Source organism: Streptomyces sp. NPDC111507 (genome assembly GCF_055638955.1).
The window spans coordinates 168,894-185,814 of the sequence record NZ_JBVKBU010000005.1 but is presented as its reverse complement, the minus strand read 5'-3'; the positions used below and the strand labels follow the sequence as shown (position 1 = coordinate 185,814).

12 protein-coding genes and 4 pseudogenes are annotated in these 16,921 nt (G+C 69.2%); 8 read left to right on the top strand and 8 right to left on the bottom strand.

Translation table 11 applies throughout. The annotated features are described in order from the left end of the window. Window positions 1-219: 219 nt before the first annotated feature. On the top strand, window positions 220-1,161 hold the full coding sequence (locus ACZ7M2_RS22020) for an LAETG motif-containing sortase-dependent surface protein (protein ID WP_471596681.1): 942 nt from the start codon (window positions 220-222) through the stop codon (window positions 1,159-1,161). A gap of 258 nt (window positions 1,162-1,419) precedes the next feature. Next, window positions 1,420-2,676, top strand: a complete 1,257-nt coding sequence (locus tag ACZ7M2_RS22015; RefSeq protein ID WP_471596680.1) for a glucarate dehydratase family protein — start codon at window positions 1,420-1,422, stop codon at window positions 2,674-2,676. Window positions 2,677-2,706: 30 nt separating this feature from the next. Here ACZ7M2_RS22015 and ACZ7M2_RS22010 read toward each other — a convergent pair. Further along, window positions 2,707-3,126, bottom strand: a pseudogene (locus ACZ7M2_RS22010) (SDR family NAD(P)-dependent oxidoreductase); the annotation flags it as partial. Window position 3,127: 1 nt separating this feature from the next. Here ACZ7M2_RS22010 and ACZ7M2_RS22005 point away from each other — a divergent pair. Continuing rightward, window positions 3,128-3,355: pseudogene (locus tag ACZ7M2_RS22005) on the top strand (LysR family transcriptional regulator); the annotation flags it as partial. A gap of 61 nt (window positions 3,356-3,416) precedes the next feature. On the opposite strand, the gene ACZ7M2_RS22000 reads toward ACZ7M2_RS22005, so the two are convergent. Continuing rightward, window positions 3,417-3,986 carry a GNAT family N-acetyltransferase gene (locus ACZ7M2_RS22000; protein ID WP_471596679.1) on the bottom strand — a complete coding sequence of 190 codons (570 nt, stop codon included), beginning with the start codon at window positions 3,984-3,986 and terminating at the stop codon, window positions 3,417-3,419. 231 nt (window positions 3,987-4,217) lie between these two features. Next, window positions 4,218-5,210, bottom strand: coding sequence for a phospholipase D-like domain-containing protein (locus ACZ7M2_RS21995; RefSeq protein ID WP_471596678.1), 993 nt, complete (start codon window positions 5,208-5,210; stop codon window positions 4,218-4,220). A 368-nt stretch (window positions 5,211-5,578) separates the two neighbouring features. Between ACZ7M2_RS21995 and ACZ7M2_RS21990 the strand changes: the two genes are divergently transcribed. The 4 genes and pseudogenes from ACZ7M2_RS21990 (at window position 5,579) to ACZ7M2_RS21975 (ending at window position 9,178) form a co-directional block, all read left to right on the top strand. Then, the gene (locus ACZ7M2_RS21990; RefSeq protein WP_471596677.1) at window positions 5,579-6,364 is read left to right on the top strand and encodes a hypothetical protein; all 786 of its coding nucleotides are present in this window, start codon (window positions 5,579-5,581) and stop codon (window positions 6,362-6,364) included. A gap of 43 nt (window positions 6,365-6,407) precedes the next feature. Then, window positions 6,408-6,710: pseudogene (locus tag ACZ7M2_RS21985) on the top strand (bifunctional serine/threonine-protein kinase/ABC transporter substrate-binding protein); the annotation flags it as partial. Window positions 6,711-7,174: 464 nt separating this feature from the next. Then, window positions 7,175-8,020: an MIP/aquaporin family protein gene (locus ACZ7M2_RS21980; RefSeq protein WP_471596676.1), complete on the top strand. Its 846-nt coding sequence runs from the start codon at window positions 7,175-7,177 to the stop codon at window positions 8,018-8,020. Between the two features lie 35 nt (window positions 8,021-8,055). Continuing rightward, window positions 8,056-9,178, top strand: a pseudogene (locus ACZ7M2_RS21975) (FGGY family carbohydrate kinase). A gap of 136 nt (window positions 9,179-9,314) precedes the next feature. Here the strand turns inward: ACZ7M2_RS21975 and ACZ7M2_RS21970 are convergent. Both ACZ7M2_RS21970 and ACZ7M2_RS21965 read right to left on the bottom strand, forming a co-directional pair. Continuing rightward, the gene (locus ACZ7M2_RS21970; protein ID WP_471596675.1) at window positions 9,315-9,629 is read right to left on the bottom strand and encodes a hypothetical protein; all 315 of its coding nucleotides are present in this window, start codon (window positions 9,627-9,629) and stop codon (window positions 9,315-9,317) included. Between the two features lie 349 nt (window positions 9,630-9,978). Next, window positions 9,979-12,219 (bottom strand): MMPL family transporter, encoded by a 2,241-nt coding sequence (locus ACZ7M2_RS21965; RefSeq protein ID WP_471596674.1) that lies wholly within the window; start codon window positions 12,217-12,219, stop codon window positions 9,979-9,981. 204 nt (window positions 12,220-12,423) lie between these two features. On the opposite strand from ACZ7M2_RS21965, the gene ACZ7M2_RS21960 reads away from it, so the two are divergent. Beyond that, window positions 12,424-13,083 (top strand): TetR/AcrR family transcriptional regulator, encoded by a 660-nt coding sequence (locus ACZ7M2_RS21960; protein WP_471596673.1) that lies wholly within the window; start codon window positions 12,424-12,426, stop codon window positions 13,081-13,083. Here ACZ7M2_RS21960 and ACZ7M2_RS21955 read toward each other — a convergent pair. The 3 genes from ACZ7M2_RS21955 to ACZ7M2_RS21945 form a co-directional block, all read right to left on the bottom strand. After that, the gene (locus tag ACZ7M2_RS21955; protein ID WP_471596672.1) at window positions 13,035-13,469 is read right to left on the bottom strand and encodes a hypothetical protein; all 435 of its coding nucleotides are present in this window, start codon (window positions 13,467-13,469) and stop codon (window positions 13,035-13,037) included. The two genes, ACZ7M2_RS21960 and ACZ7M2_RS21955, sit on opposite strands and share 49 nt — an antisense overlap. 283 nt (window positions 13,470-13,752) lie before the next feature. After that, complete coding sequence (locus ACZ7M2_RS21950) at window positions 13,753-14,565, bottom strand: acyl carrier protein (protein WP_471596671.1); 813 nt, start codon at window positions 14,563-14,565, stop codon at window positions 13,753-13,755. A 303-nt stretch (window positions 14,566-14,868) separates the two neighbouring features. Then, window positions 14,869-16,617, bottom strand: a complete 1,749-nt coding sequence (locus ACZ7M2_RS21945) for a bifunctional phosphatase PAP2/diacylglycerol kinase family protein (protein ID WP_471596670.1) — start codon at window positions 16,615-16,617, stop codon at window positions 14,869-14,871. Window positions 16,618-16,921: the final 304 nt, after the last annotated feature.

The window sequence follows — 16,921 nt, the reverse complement described above, 5'->3', positions numbered from 1 at the left end:
TGATTCCCTATGTGTCGGAAATGTGGCAACGTGTGAACTCATTGTGTTTTCAAGGAGGTTGACAGCCCCTGCACAGTGATCGACTATGTGGTCGAGCTGTGGCCCATGTGACCAGTGGGCCCAGCGTTCTTCGACCACTCATCCCCGGTGCGGCCCCCGGCTGCTTTGTGCTGCCCTGCCGCCGACGACCGGGTCTTGGATCATCGAGATGGGATCTGCATGTCCATAGCGAGACGTGTCACCCTTCGCTGCCTGCTGGGGACGGGCGCGGCGGCCCTCGCCCTCTCCGCGGCCACCACCAGCGCCTGGGCCACGGGTACCCCCGGCGGAGACGGCTGGGACAGCGGCAACAGCGCCTACAAGCCAGGCCAGGGCGCCGGTACGGTGACCGCAGCGGATCGCTGCGAGTTCTCCCTGGACGGGACGAACTTCGCCGACTGGGTCCGCGTCGACGACCAGAACCTGAAGCCCACCGAAGACGGCAAGGCGCACATCAAGGTGCGCGCGGCGGGCGACGCCGGGTCCTGCACCGCTTCCCTCGCGGCGTACCGCACCCACGGGGCCACCTTCAAGACCTCCGGTGAGCAGGTCTTCCACGATTTCGACAGCGTCAAGGTCAAGCCGGGCGAGACCGACTCCCTCGACATCGCGGTGCCCGACGCCGGCTGCTACGCGCAGATCGACCTCTACCGCGGCGCCGTGAAGTTCGACGGCAAGTTCGACGCCAACGACGGCTTCGAGCACGGCGACCTGCCCAAGGGGCCGGACCGCGCGGTCATCAAGGACAAGCTGATCATGGCGTGGAACGGCGGCAAGAAGGACTGCACGGCGCAGCCGCCGAGCACGCCCGAGACCACGCCTCCCGCCTCGACTCCGCCGGCCTCCACGCCGCCCGCGGAGACCCCCGGCAGCCCCACCCCGACGACGCCCGACGAGCCGTCGACCCCGGAGACGACGCCGGTCATCCCGGCGGCCTCCGACTCGACCACGCCGCCGGCTCCCTCGCCGAACGGTGGCCAGTCGACGCCGCCCGGGGACCTCGCGGAGACGGGCGGTGGCAACACGCTGCCGATCGCGGGCGGCGCCGCGGCTCTGCTCGTGGCCGGTGGAGCGATCACCGTCGTCACCCGGCGTCGACGCTCGACGCGCACCAGTTCGTGACGGCTGTCGTTGGGCGTCTGATGTTTGACGTCTGACAGGTGTTTTTGAAATCTGAAATCTGAAATCTGTCATCTGTCAGTTGTCATCTGTCGGTTGTCAGCTGTCATCTGAAGTCATCGGATCGCGACGACTCTTCAACGGGCCCCGGCACTCACCGAGTACGTGAGCGCCGGGGCCCGTTGCATGATTCAGATTGATGAAGCGAGCTCACGGACATGAACACAGTGCGATCGACCCCGACCTGGAGGCAGTCCGCACATGAACTCGACCGACAGTCGCATCCGTCAGCTCATCGTCACACCGATCGCCTTCAGCGATCCGCCGCTCCTCAACTCCAGCGGAGTGCACGAGCCCCTCGCGCTGCGCTGTGTCCTGCAACTCGTTCTGGAGGACGGCACCGTGGGCCTGGGCGAGACCCCCGGCGGCGACGACCGGCTCGAACGTCTGCTGGCCGCAGGGAAGGTGATCGTCGGCATGGACGTCTTCGACACCACGGCCGTCGCCGCCGCCATCGACGCCACCCTGCTGCCCACCGTGCCCGGCTCCCACGAGCGTGGCTGGATCACCTCCGCCGTAGAGGTGGCCTGCCTCGACGCGCAGGGCAGGCTCACCGGACGCCCGGTCAGCGATCTGCTGGGCGGCAGGGTCCGCGACTCCGTGCCCTTCGCCGCGTACCTCTTCTACAAATGGGCCGAACACCCCGCACTCGACGGCCGCCCGGCGATCGGCGACGGCTGGGGCGAGGCCCTCGACCCGGCGGGCATCGTCGAGCAGGCCAGGGTGATGCGACAGCGGTACGGATTCGACTCGTTCAAGCTGAAGGGCGGAGTCTTCCCGCCGGACGAGGAGATCGCCGCGATGAAGGCCCTCGCCGAGGCCTTCCCCGGTAGCCCGCTCCGCCTGGACCCCAACACGGCCTGGACCGTGCAGACCTCGCGGTACGTCGCGCACGAACTGGAGGGCGTGGTCGAGTACTTGGAGGACCCCACCCCCACCATCGCCGGTATGGCCGAGGTCGCCGAGACCTCGCCCATGCCGCTGGCCACCAACATGTGCGTGATCGCCTGGGAACACCTGCGCCCGGCCGTGGAACAGAACGCGATCCAGGTCCTCCTCACCGACCACCACTACTGGGGCGGGCTGCGCCGCACCCGTGAACTGGCGGCCGTCTGCGAGGCGTTCGGCATCGGTCTCTCGATGCACTCCAACTCCCACCTCGGCATCAGCCTCGCCGCGATGACCCACGTGGCCGCGACCCTCCCGAACCTCGACCACTCCTGCGACACCCACTACCCGTGGAATTTCGCGGACGACGTGATCGTCCCCGGCCCGCTGGAGCTGCGGGACGGCGCGGTCGAGGTTCCCACCGGTCCCGGCCTCGGCGTCGAGCTGGACCACGACGCCCTGGAGCGCCTCCATCGCCGCTACCTGGACTCGGGCCTGCGCGGCCGCGACGACACCGGCTATATGCGGCGATTCCATCCCGAGTACGAGCTCCGACTTCCACGCTGGTGATCCGGAGGCCGTGGACAACACATCGGAAGATCACCACGGTACGACTCCCTTGTCGTCGAACAGCCGGCCGGTAGGGCCGTCGTCGGGCAGAGGCGCCAACCGGATGGCGATCACCGCGCCCTGCTCAGGGGTCTGAGTGCCGCTGAACCCATTGAGGTCGGTGGCCACGTGTCCGGGGCAGGCGTTGTTGATCAAGATGTTGGTGTCGCTCAACTCCTTGGCGTACTGGATGGTGACGGCGTTGAGGTAGATCTCCGTCGGCGCGTACGCCCCGCTGATGCCTCCGAGGTCGACACCGGGCGTGGTCTGCAGGGCCAGAGAGCCGACATGGCTGGACTGGTTGACGATCCGCGGGTGCGCCGAGTGGCGCAGCAACGGCAGCATCGCGTTGGTGACCCGGATGACGCCGATGACGTTGGTCTCCACCAGCCGCCGCACGGTCTGGAGGTCTCCGGAGGGACCAGGGGCAGAGGTACGGAACCTGACACAGCTCTACCAGTTGATCGCGCTCGGCCGTACCACCGTGATCGTGCCCGAGTCCGCCGGCACCGACCTGCGCCGGGATCTCGCCGCCGTGCCGGTCCTGGATGCTCCGCCCGTGACAACGGTGATCGCCTGGCCGTCGGAGAGCCGACTGCGCGCGGTCGCCGACCTGATCCGGGTAATGACACGTCTTTGACCGGCTGTTCTCCCCATGGCGGAGCCGTCAGCAGCAGTGCCAGGGCGGCGGCCCGGCTGGGTCAGCGGTCGCGCTCCCGTACGTGCACGTGGGCGGCGAGGGGGTAGGCGGGTGGTGCCGCGGGCAGGAGCGTGATCAGTTCGTACCCGCACTTCTGCGCGACGCGGCATGACGCCGTGTTGTCCATTTGATGCAAGAGTTCAAGGCGCTTTGGTCCGTCATCGGGGAAGGCGGTGAAGGCCCAGTGCGTCAGCGCCCGCAGTGCTCGGGGCGCCACTTCCCGGCCGCGCGCATGTGCCGCGGTCCAGTAGCCGACCTCGGCGGACGAAGTGCCCGGGGCGACGTTCTTGAGGATCACGTGGCCCACCAACTGTCCCTCCACGTCTACGGCTTGGGCTTCCGTGATGGCAAATCCGAAGCGGTCTCCCGTCTCCCATCCCTGTCGCTGGTCCTGAATCCACCGTGCCGCGCTGGCCTCGTCGGTCACGGCTGAGCTCGTCCATCGGCGCATGGCGTCGTCCTGATACAGCTCGACCAGGTCGGCAGCGTCCGCCGGGCTCCAGGGGCGCAGGATGAGAGCGGGGGCTGACGGAGTGGCGTCCGCCTTCAGCCGTACAGTGATCTTGTCCATCGGTCGAGGGTATGTGGCCGCGGTGGCCTTCGGCGCTGCATCTGGCCGTACAGCGCGAGCAGTTGGACGTACCGGTCCCTGCGCGGCCCGGGGCGAATCCGGGCCGATGCCGCATGCCTCGGCCGGTCTTACGCGTCTGCGCCCCACCTCACCGCCGTGAACGGCGACGAGCCGCCCCTGCTGGTCGCAGTACGCGAAGCGTCGCTGTGACCAGCGCTCTCCTGGCGGGTTCTAGGCGGTGGTGCCGCCCGAGTAGTCGCTGGTGAAGGTGGTCTCGATGGTGGTGGCAACGGCTTGGGCCACGCCGGTGCCCGTGAGGATGATGCCCAGTTCCCGGTTGTTGCTCAGCGAGTTGCTGCTGATGTTCATGGAACCCGCTTCCACCTTCTGGGTGGACAGGCCGTAGTCGGCGACCATCGCCTTGGCGTGGATGTAGAAGCCGTTGGGGTCGGAGTAGCCGACGACGGCGCCACCGGCCGCCTTGATCGCGGACACCTCGCTGGAGTAGCTGGAGGGGCTCTCCAGGACCACCCGTACGGTGACGCCCGACTGCGCCCTGGCCACGATGGCGTTGACCACCGCGCTGTCGCTCAGTTCCAGTTCCTCGACGTCGAGCGTCGTGGTGGCGCCGTTGATCAGGGACAGCAGGCGGTTGCGGGAGTCGGTGGGGGACCAGAGCAGGTGATCGCCGTCGGTCGGGGTGATCGCGGTGCCTGTGTAGTCCGCGTTGAAGACCTTCTCGATCGAGGCGACATCGCGGCTGTCGTCGTCGAACACGCCGTAGTCACGACCGGTCGGGTAGTACTGGGAGGTGAGGTTGCCGGTGAGGATCAGCGACTTGGCGCCGTCCACCGTGACGGTCTTCTGGTGGGTGTACACGAAGGTGGACGAGGACCAGACCACGCCCGCGCCCGCGCTCGTCAGGGCGTTGTACGCCGACTGGTTGGCGGACTTGTGCGCGCCATCCAGGATCACCCGTACCGTGACGCCCTTGTTCTTCAGGGCTATGAGGTCGTTGACGGCGGTGGTGTCCTCCAGCTCGTACATGGTCATGTCGAGGGAGACGGTGGCCGAGTTGATGAAGTCGTAGATGGCCGGCTGGCTGCTGCTCTGCGAGAAGGCGAACGCGGAGTAGCTAGCGGCGTTCGCCGGGACGGCGGTGGCGAGCACGGCGGCGCCGGCGGCCAGTGTGACACCCGCGCGGCCGAGGACCTTCCACAACATGCGTGGCTCCTAGTCGAGTTGATGTCCACCCGGGGGTCGGTGGGCACGTGCATGACAGCACGCGCGTAGAACGGTGAGGAAGAGAAGCTTGGTGAACGCGGAGTTACCGGCCGACCGTACATAGAGACAAAGGGGACTTCATGCAGGTGGGAAGCGGTTCATGCGATCCTCGCGCGATCGCAAAATCTTCGTACGTGGAGTGCTGGGAGTACGCGGAGTGCTGGGAGTACTCGGGGCCCGAACCGGCCGACGCCGGCGGCTGACCGAAAACGACTACGTATATCCAGTGGACGGTCACAGCCGTAGTCCCGTCGCGGCACAGTCGATACGCTCCCTGCGGGGAACGGGTGTGCGTATGGGGGACGGCGATGGAGTATCGGAGGCGGGTGCGGCTGTGCTGCTGCGGCACCTTGACCACCGGGCTGTTATTGGCGGGCTGTTCGGGAGGGGGCGGTGGCGAGGCCGCCGAGCCCCCCGGTTCCAAGAACGCGACCGCGAGCAGCGGCACACGCTCCAGCCCGGCCCCGAGCCCCAGCGCCACAGGCCTGGGCTTCACCCCCGATCTCGGCCGCGCGCCGAAGACCCGCGCAGAGGCCGAACGCCTGGCCCGCGCCGTCGCGGCGGCCCCCGCCAACTGGGGCCCCGGCTTCGTGAAGCGCGATCCGTACGAGAGTGACCCCGGCTTCTGGCCCGCGCTCGCCGCGAACTGCGTCTGGCAGCGCGATCCACTGCCCGCGACGGTACTCGCCACCCTCACCCGCTACAGCGAACTGCCCACGCAGGACGGCAAGGGCCCGATCCGCGTCGCCGCCGTCGTCACCGTGCACCGAACGGCGAAGGACGCCGACTGGGAGATGGCCGAGACCCTCGAAGAGGTGCTGCGCTGTCCCGACCAGCAGCTCCGCCAGAGCGAGCGGATCACCGGACTGCTCTCCCAGGGATCTGCCTTCGGTCTGCTGGGCAACTCCACCGCCGAGGACACACTCTCCGAGGGCGGCCAGTACTACAGCGACGAACTCGGCGGCCCCTATTACTACTACTGGATCCAGAGCCGTCTGGGCCAGGTCACGGTGGCCGTCTCCGGCAGGGGTTCCAGGGCCGGTCCGGGACTCAGGTCGATGCCGCGCTGCAGCAGGGAGTGGGGCAGATGCTGACTCTCACCGAGAGCGAACTGGAGGGGCCGGGATGAGCGGGCGTCTGCTCCCCACCGACCCCGCCACGATCGGCGGACACCGGCTGCTGGCCCGGCTCGGCACGGGCGGCATGGGTGTGGTCTACCTCGGCCGTACGGAGGCGGGGACACTGGCCGCCGTCAAGGTCATCCAGGCCGAGTACGCGGACGAGCCGGACTTCCGCGCCCGGTTCCGCCGTGAGGTCGAGGCGGCCCGCCGGGTGACCAGCCCCTGGGCCGTGCCGGTCACCGGCGCCGACCCGGACGCGGCGGCGCCTTGGCTGGCCACCGCCTTCGTGCCCGGCCCCTCGCTGGAGGAGGTGGTCGCCCCCCGCTTCCTCGGCCGCTACGACCAGCTCAAGAAGACCTGATCCGGGGCCTCTTGCCCACGGCAGCATGAGGGCACCGGCGTTGCGCAGCCCGTGAAGACGCAGCAGCGCCGGAGACGGCGAAGACCGGGGTGACGGGGAGCCCCGTCACCGTGGGAGACGCCGATGCCGACCACCCGTTCAGCGGCTGGTCCACTTCTGGTTGTCCTGGCCGTTGCAGCTCCACCGTTTCCGGCGCGGTCACAGAGTGTCGCGGTCCGCGGGAAGCGTTCCACTGGCGATGTCGATTTGTCCTGTTATTATCACTACGTAGAGTTACGACTCATCGCGTGGCTGTGAGCGTTCCAGGTTCGAGTGCATGACATTTCACTGTTTGTACGGTTATTTCTTGATCGCCCTATGCTGATGCCCTGCGGACCCGGGCAGTCGACGGCCGGTCCTGAGCCGGCGGGAAGCGGGCTTCCATGAGTGAGCGGTTCAGCAGGTCCGGGTTGGTGGGCGAGATGTCGGCCGAATTCGCGGGCACCATGATTCTCATCCTCTTCGGTTGCGGCGTGGTGGCCCAGGTGGTCGCCGGCGGAGCGCTCACGACTCCACCGGGTGGCCTCGGAAACCACGACAGCATCTCCTGGGCGTGGGGCCTCGGCGTCACCCTGGGTGTCTACGTCGCGGCACGGCTGAGCGGTGCGCATCTCAACCCCGCGGTGACCCTCGCCCTGGCCGCGTTCAAGGGTTTTCCGTGGAGCAAGGTGGTGCCCTACGCGCTGGCGCAGACGGCCGGCGCCTTCGTGGCGGCCCTCCTCGTGCGATGGAACTACACCGAGGCACTGGCGAAGGCCGACCCCGGACACACCCTCAAGACGCAGTTCGTGTTCTCCACGCTCCCCGCCAACGGCAACACGAACCTGCCTGTCTACGAGTGGGGCGCGTTTCGCGACCAGGTCATGGGCACCGCCATCCTGCTGCTGTTGATCCTGGCCATCACGGACCTGCTCAACACACCCCCCGGTGCCAACATGGGCCCGTTCATCATCGGCCTGGTCGTCGTGGCCATCGGCATGGCCTGGGGCACCAATGCCGGCTACGCGATCAATCCGGCCCGTGACTTCGGTCCCCGTCTGGCCAGTTTCCTCACGGGGTACGGCGGAGCATGGCGAGATCAGTACGGGAACTTCTACTTCTGGGTGCCGATCCTCGGTCCCCTGGTCGGTGGTCTGGTCGGCGCGGCCCTGTACAAGTTCTTCGTCGGCCAGTTCCTCCCGACAGCGGAGCCTGAGCCCCCGGGCCGCATCCCCGCTCCCAAGGACTGACACCAAGGACGGACACCTACGAAAAGGTGGCGCTCATGGCTGACTTCGTCGGCGCGGTGGACCAAGGGACGACCAGTACCCGATTCGTGATCTTCGATCATGCGGGCAACGAGGTCGCCAAGCACCAGCTGGAGCACGCCCAGATCCCTCCGCGCTCCGGGTGGGTCGAGCACGACCCGGTGGAGATCTGGGAGCGCACCGACTCCGTGATGCACAACGCCCTGCGGCACGGGAACCCGTCCCCGACCGACCTGGCCGCGATCGGCATCACCAACCAGCGGGAGACCACGGTCGTCTGGGACCCGCGCAACGGCCGCCCCTAGGAACGCTCGGGCCAGGGAGACGTCATCTGCCACAAGGCAGGCTTGCCACCGGCGATCTAGTTCTCCGGCGGCAAGATCCAGTGGATCCTCGAGAACGTCGACGGCGTCCGCGAAGCGGCCGAGCAGGGACACGCGCTCTTCGGCAACACGGACTGCTGGGTCCTGTGGAACCTGACCGGCGGCCCCGACGGCGGCATCCACGCGACCGGCGTGACCAACGCCAGCCGCACCATGCTGATGGACCTGGAAACCCTCGACTGGGACGACGAACTGCTGGGCTTCTTCCACATCCCCCGGGAGATGCTGCCCACCATCAACCCCCCCTCCCACCGCGAGGCGTTCGGCGCGACGCGCACATACCGGCCGCTGCGCGCCGCCATCCCCATCAGCGGGGTGCGCCCAAATGAAGATCATCAGTAGCGCGGCCGAGAGCGAGACGCTGGCCCGCACCGTCGAGGACAACGGCGGCATGTACTTCGTCCCGGCGTTCTCGGGCCTGTTCGCCCTGTACTGGCGCTCCGACGCCCGGGGCGCGATCGTCGGCCTCGCCCGGTACAACGACAACGGCCACCTGGCCCGGGCGACCCTGGAAGCCATCTGCTACCAGAGCCGCGATGTCGTCGAGGCCATGGAGCAGGACTCTGGAGTCCACCTCGACGTACTCAAGGTCGACGGCGGCGTCACCGCCAACGACCTGTGCATGCAGATCCAGGCCGACGTCCTCGGCGTACCGGTCAGCCGTCCGGTCGTCGCCGAGACCACCGCGCTCGGCGCCGCCTACGCGGGCTGGAGGCAGGCAGTGGACCGCACGCTCAACTGGGTCAAGGTCGAGTAGACCGGCCCCGGCACTTAGGTGTCGCCGTCGTGGTGCGCGCGGTCAGGGCGGCACCGGCGATCTTCAGGAGCGCGCGGTCATGCTGCTGGTCGGGTCCGGGAGTCGCAGTGCCGCAGACGTGGCGATGCCGGGAGCCTCAGGTCGGCTGAACCGGCCGCGGCACGTCACGAACCCGCCCCGGAGCCAGATCGTTCAGGTCGTGGTTGTCCCGGCGGATGGTGTCCACAAGGTCCGGTGCGAAGTCCTCCCAGGCATGGTCGCCGCCCTGGGTGGTCTTTGCGTACGGCCAGGCCGCGGCGGCCGGTCCGATGAGGCCGAGGCATGCGCGCTTGGCGGCTTCAGGGGCGGGACCGCCTTCGGGTGTCCGGTGGCTGCCGGCGAGCCCAACGCCCAAGGGGGTAGGCGGAACTCCGCCCACCGCTTCCGTATCGACACCACCACTGGACCGCATCGGACACCCTCCTTCTTCACCCGGGCGCCGAACGGTTCTCCGAGCGAGAGCCGGGCCGCCACCGAGTCGGCCCACGGAGGCGGTCCCGGGTCTCTTCCATCCCGACCGCGGCGCACCGGGCCAGGACCGTTCGCCGTACGTACAGGATCTGCTCCCGGTCCAGCGGCGGCAGGGTCAGCGGCCCGGTGCCGTCGGCCGGCCGGCCCACACCACTGGGACGACCTGCAATGGGGTGTTCGGGTAAAGACCGGCACGCATGGTGTGGCGGCCCGGGCTCACTACCCTCGACGCTTCAGCGCCGCGAGCAGTGAGCCCGGGCCGCCACTCAGTGCGGCGCGGTGTCGGGTGGTCAGGCTCCCGCCGCGTCCTTCACGTACGGCGACGTTGCCGTTGCGGGTTCCGACACGGGTGTGGGTTCGGGGCCGCCTTCGCTGAGGCCGAACCGGTCGTGCAGCTTGCGGAGGAAGCCGGGTGCGTACCAGGCCGAGTGGCCGAGCAGGCGCATGGCGGCGGGGACGAGTACCCCGCGTACGGCGAGGGCGTCGATGAGGACGGCCAGTCCGCTGCCCAGGCCGAACATCTGCATGAAGCTGATTTTGGCGGTGCCGAAGGCGAAGAAGCTCACCGCGAGGAGGAAGGCCGCCGCGCTGACGATGCGTCCGGTGTGGCCGAGGCCGTCGGCCACGGCGGTCTCGTTGTCCTTGCCCAGATCGTGGAGTTCCTTGATCCGGCTGGTGACGAACACCTCGTAGTCCATCGAAAGGCCGAAGGCGATGCAGAACATCAGCACCGTCATCGACATTTCCATCGGCTGCGCCGTGAAGCCGAGCAGGGAGGAGAGGTTGCCGTCCTGGAAGATCCAGGTCATGACGCCGAGGGTCGCCGCCAGGCTGATCACGTTGAGGACCAGTGCGCGCAGCGGCTGCACGACGCTGCCGGTGAAGAGGAAGAGCAGGACGAAGGTGGTGAGGGCGACCAGGGCCACGGCGATCGGGAGCCGGCCGCCGATGGAGTCCTTGGAGTCGACCAGTACGGCGTCGGTTCCGCCCACGAGGGCGTGTGTCCCGGCGGGCGGGGTGAGTGCCCTCACCTCTTTGACCAGGTTCTGGGCCGCGTCCGACTTCGGTGTCAGGGAGCTCACCAGACTGATGCGCTGCGCGTCCGGCCGACCGAGGGCGGTGTTGCCGGGAGCGGTCGTCGTGGATTGTCCCTCGGCGTAGGTTCCCGTGCTGGTCTCGACGCGTACGACGCCCTTGAGTCCTGACAGTTCGACCGCGTACGACTGCAGCGGAGCCTTGTTCACGGGCTGGTCGATGACGATGTTGACGGGCGAGTCCTCGCTGCCGTCGAAGTTCGCCCGCAGTGCTGTGGAGACCTGGCGGCTGGCGGCGTCCTTGGGCAGAACGCGTTCGTCCGGTGTGCCGAAGGTGATGCCCAGCAGCGGGCTCGCCGCCGCCAGCAGTACGGCGAGTACAGGGAGCGCGGTGAGCGCGGGCCGCCGCATGACGGTGCGGGCCAGCCGTCCCCACATCGGTGCCCGGGCGCCGGAGTGCCCCGGCTTCGCCCACGGCAGCCGCCCGCTGTTGACCCGGTGACCCAGGACGGCCAGCAGGGCCGGCATCACGAACAGGGTGCCGAGGGCGGCGATGGCGACGACACCGACTCCGGCGAAGCCGAACGAACGCAGGAAGTACTGCGGGAACACCAGGAGCGCCGCGAGCGCCGCCGCGACGGTCGCGGCGGAGAACGCGACGGTGCGGCCGGCCGTGCGCACCGTGCGCCGTACGGCGTCCTCCACGCTCGCCCCCGCCGCGAGCTGCTCCCGGAAGCGGCTGGTCATCAGCAGGGCGTAGTCGATGCCCAGTCCGAGGCCCAGGGCGGTGGTGAGGTTGGTCGCGGTGTCGGCGACGTCGGTGACGCTGCCGAGGAGGGAGAGCTGGGCGAACGAACCGATGACGGCGATGACGGCGATGGCCAACGGCAGCAGGGCCGCGACCACGCTGCCGAAGACGAACAGGAGCAGCACGAGGGTGAGCGGTATGGCGATGGTCTCGGCCAGGACCAGATCGTCGACCACCTGTTTCGACAGGTCGTTGCCCACCGCTGCGCCGCCTCCGGCCCGGACCGTGAGTGCGCCCTTGTGGGTTCCGGTGTAGGCGTCGAGGATTTTCCGGGCGTTTTCCCGCTGCTGTGTCTCGTCGCCTGTCACATGGGCGAGCACCATGGCTTCGCGGCCGTCCCGGGAGCGCAGGTCGGGGCTGCCCGTGTCCCAGTACGAGACGACGTTGGTGAGCTCCTTCTCTTTCCTGAGGTCGGCCACCAGGTTGTGTCCGCTCTGGGTGGCGGCGGGGGTGTCGATGTGGCCGTCGGGGGCTTGGACGAGCAGGACCAGGTTCGTCTCTCCGCCGAACTTCTCGTCGATGACCTTCGCGGCCCGGGTGGACGGGGAGGCGGGGTCGTCGAAGCCGCCTCCGCGCAGCTTTTCGAATGCGCCGGCTCCCAACACGCCCATGAGGGCCACGGCCACGACGGCGATGACGAGGACCAGCCGGGACCGGCGAATCGCAAGTTCGGCCAAGCGTTCAAACACGTGCGTTCTCCTTTGCGTTCTTACGGTGGAAGTGGCCTGAAACAGCCGGATGTACGGCGGCGCCGGCGCAGTGCCCCGCCAGGCCTGAATGCTCCGCGGTGAGTTACTCACTCTCTGGTTCGTTAGAAGTTGTAACTCACTCGCGGAGGGAGTGTCAATAACCATCGTGATAGCCTCTAACTAGACGGTGAGGGAGGGCAGGTCATGGACGGAGCAGAGGTGACGACGCCACGCGAGCGCTACCGCACCCAGGTGCGTGCGGAGATCAAGGAGCGTGCGTGGGAACAGATCGCCACGGCGGGGGCGTCCGCTCTCTCCCTCAACGCGATCGCCAAGCGAATGGGCATGAGCGGGCCCGCGCTGTACCGGTACTTCGCCAGCCGTGACGAACTGATCACCGAGCTGGTCAGGGACGCGTACCGCAGCCTCGCCGACACCTTCCGCGCGGCGCGCACCGCGGGTGCCGACCCCATCGGCCTCGCGCACGCGCTGCGCGGCTGGGCCCTGGCCGACCCCCAGCGGTACTTCCTCGTCTACGGCACCCCCGTACCCGGCTACCACGCGCCCGACGACATCACCGCGATCGCCTCCGAGATGATGGCGGCCCTGCTCGACGCGTGCGCCGAACTGTCCGCGGACGGCCCGGTGACCCCGTTCGATGCCCACCTCGCCGAACACCGGGACTGGGCGGGTAGCCACCCCGCCCCGCCCGCCACGCTCCACCGGGCCCTGGCCTTCTGGACCCGCCTGCACGGCGTCCTGTCCCTGGAACTCGCCGGCCACTTCACCGGGATGGGGTTCGACCCCGCACGGTTCTACGACGCCGAGCTGGCCGACCTGCTGCGGATGCCCACGAAGTCCTGAACGGCGCCTTGTTCCGCCGCCAACTCAGCTCTCGTCGGTGTTGCGCGTCGGCAGCGGCCGCCGCGCAAGCGCGCCAGAAGGGCGGCGGGCTCGGTGAGCGGCAGGTGCAGCCGGTCTCGCGCCTGCGCGGTCGCGGTCCCGCGGAGCCGGGTGTCCGGGGTCGTCAGGGCTCGCTCGGCGTTCCAGGTGCTGGGGTCCCCGAAGACGAACTCGCCCCCCGTGCTTGGGTGGCCGGCGCCCTTGGGGTCGTAGACCACCCTCGGCAGCCAAGGCCCGGTCGGGGCCCGGGGCGGTCGGCCGACGTCGATCCTGTTCTGGTTGAGCCCGCCGTGCGGAGCTCCGTGACCGCGACGGTGTTCGGGAGCGAGCGCGAGGTCGACCGGCATCCGCACCGGATCGTCCGTCTCCGTGCGCCGCGCCGCGCCGCGCCGCCCCGCGAGGTCTTGCGCGCGTACACCTCTGACCGGAAGTGGGACACTCCCGCGAACGCATCCCTCGGGATGCCCTGATGCACCAGACTCACACCCACGGCCTTCGCGCTGTTCCTGTGCCTCGGTAACCGAGCGCAGGATCAGACGAAGGCCGTTTCTGCGTCAGAGAGGTCCCTTCTCGGTGATCAAGTCCGAGGGATCAACCGACTGAACCCAAGAACTGCGCCTCCTGTGGAGGCTACGTGCGGGGGAGCGAGGTGTTGGTGATCGGGAGCGACTGGTTCACGCCCGACACGTAGAGGTCCTTCGGGGCCGTGCGCAGCACGAACGTGTCGTCGTCGCGCGAGACGCGCACGGTCAGCACGAAGAAGCCGTGGTCCTCGGCGGTCGTCTTCACGTGGTACTCGTTCTCCCAGTAGGTCTGCAGGAAGACCTCGGTGCCCTTGGGCTCGACCCCCTTGGGGAGGGTGACCTTGCCAAGGATGGTGAGGGTGTCGCCCGCCTTCACCTTCTTCTTGTTGACCTGGTAACTGACGGAGCTGGACGTGGCGTTGGCGGCCACGGTGGTGTCCGCGAAGTAGCCGTCCTGCGGGGTGTTGAGGTCGCCGTCCTCGTCGTAGAGAGCGGTGATCTGTACCCCGTGCTGGACGTTGAGCAGGCTGCTGCCGGTCACGTGGTCGATGTCGACGTCGGGGACGGTGAACTTCCCGCCGGCGTCGGTGACCGGCGTGCCCAGGTCACGCGGTTCGTAGTACGTGGGGTCGATCGGGTCGCCCCACGGATTCCAGGTGGTGAATTGGACGACCTCCTGGATGGTGACGGGGATGTGGGGCGCCGGGGTGCCGTCGGCCTTCGTGACGGTGCCGATGACGTCGACGTGGCGGTTGTCGTAGTCGGTGCTCGTCGGGTTGGTGGTCACGGTCAGCACGTAGGCGTCGCCGGGGGAGGCGTCCGAGGGCTTTGCTGAGGCGGCGGGCGCGGACAGCGCGCCTGCGGTGAGCAGGAGCGCGGCGGTGGCGGCAAGCCGCGTCGGTAGGGACTTCCTGGACACAGGGCAGCTCCAACTTCGGTCAGGAGTAAAGGAGTTACGCCGGGCGGCACCGGTTCCGCCGCGGCGCAGGTGTGCGACGCAGCAGGTTCGACCGGCGGGGTGGGGCGGGAGTTGTGCCCTGGTCGGCCGCTGTTACGCGGCTGTGGCAGGAGGCGGATTTGTCCGGGTTGCGCGTTCACCTGGACGTCGGCCGCAGGCCGCCCCGTATTGGGAGTCGCGCAGCAGCGGCGCCAGTGCCTCGGCGGCCGAGAGTTCGGCGCCAGTCATGTCGCGGGTCCCGGGGGCCTCGGTGGCGGTGCCCATTCACTTCTCCCGGGTGGGCAGCAGGACGGTCAGCGCGCCGGGCCTGACCTCGGCGGTGAGACGTCGGCCGTGGGACACCGGGTCCCCGTCGAGTTCACGCGACTGCGGTGCGGCGAAGGTGAGTTCGGCCCGCCGGAAGGTGAGGAACTCCACCGGTACGCCCTTAGTGCCGGTGTCCTTGGGGACGAGCGTGTCCATGGTCGTGGGGCGCGCGTTCCATCTGCGGCCGCGCATCAGGACGCCCAGGGCACGCATCCAGCCACCGGGGCCGCGCGGGTCGAGGATCAGCAGATCGAGCAGTCCGTCGTCGGGACGGGCCGCCGGGAGGAGCTTGAGACCGCCTTGTACGGTGCCGACGTTGGCGACGAGCACCATCCGGGCCGTACGGTGCAGGACGGGCGCGTCGTCGAGCCGGACCGCCAACCGCATCCGAGGCGTGCCCAGTGAGCGGATGATGGCGAATACGTAGGCAGGCCAGCCGACGGCGGACTTGGCGCGGTCGTCGGTGTGTTCCAGCATCGCGGCGTCGAGCCCGGCCCCGGACATCGCGACGAAGTGGGTGGGGGCGAGGCCGTCGCCCTCGATGCGGCCGAGGTCGAGGCGGTGGGGGGTACCGGACAGCGCGGCGTCGAGCGCGGTGGCGGGGGCGAGCGGCAGACCGAGGTTGCGGGCCAGCAGGTTGCCGGTGCCGCACGGCACCACGACGAGCGGTACCCCGCTGCCGGCCAGGGCGTCCGCGGCCGCCCTGACGGTTCCGTCGCCGCCGCAGACCACGAGCAGTGTCGCTCCGTCACGGATCGCGTCGGCCGCGTGGCCGGTGCCGGGGTCGTCGGCGGTGGTCTCGATGAACGCCGGTGCGCGGTGGCCGTGTTGTTCGAGGATCCGTCGCAGCTTCTCGCGGGTCGCTTCGCCGGTCACCGTGGGGTTGAAGATCACGGCAGTGCTGCCGGGCTCGCGCTCCTCGGCCCCGGCGGGCGCGCCGGTGTGGCCGGTCCGTGGCGAGGGGACGGCGGTCATGGACCTGTCGGTGAACAGGGCACGGCCGACGATCAGCAGGGACAGGGCGCCGTTGGCCATCCCGCCGATCACGTCCGTGGGGTGATGCATGCCCCGGTAGAGGCGGGCGACGCCGACGGCCAGCGGCACGAGGAACAGCAGCCCGGCCAGCGGCCGGCGCCACGGCCTGCGGACCCGGGACAGCACGAGCACCGCGAGCCCGGCATACAGCGCGGTGGCCGCGCCGGTGTGGCCCGAGGGGTAACTGGACGTGGGCGGGGAGGCGTCGAGGCGGTGCACGTTGGGGCGGGTGCGGTCCACCGACTCGGTGATGACCAGGAACACCAGGGACTGGAGCGAGACGGTGACGGCCAGGAAGACCGCCTGACGCCACATCGACAGCCGGGGTATGAGCAGCAGGGCCGCACAGCTCAGCAGGGTGAGGGCGATCACTGTGAGGGTGTTGCCCGCCTCCGAGCCGAGGTACGACAGAGTGGTGAGCGGACCCGTACGGATCCGCGCGAGTCCCTCGTTGACGTTGTCCTCGACCGTCAGCGGCCACACGTTCCGGGCGGGGCCCGTGATCAGGACCCCGAGGCCCACCATCAGGGCGGCCTGGCAGACGGTCAGTACGCCGACGCGCGCGGCGGTCCTGCCGGTACCGCGGGGCAGGACGGACGAGCGGCCCGGGCGGACCGCTTCGGGTCCTTCCCCAGTCCCTCCTGCGGCTCTCTCCGGCACGGCGGTCGGCATCGGGACTCCCACGGGTCGGCGCCTCGCGGCGGTCTTCGACCGGGTGACGTTCGCACCCGATCCACCGTCGTGTGCCCCCGAAGCGGAGGCACAGACGCTCCGTGACGTGGGACTCCACGAATCCGCGCCGAATCCGCGCCCTGGACGCGCACGGAAGGTGCGTCTTGGCCAGTTGCGTTGCGCACCAGCGGCGGCGCATCGCGCCACGCGGCGAACAACTCCCGTTGGCGCTCGCTGCGACGGCGGAACTCGCGGTCCGAAGTCCCCCGGTGCCCAGGCCGGTGGAACGGGTCGACCGGCGCCT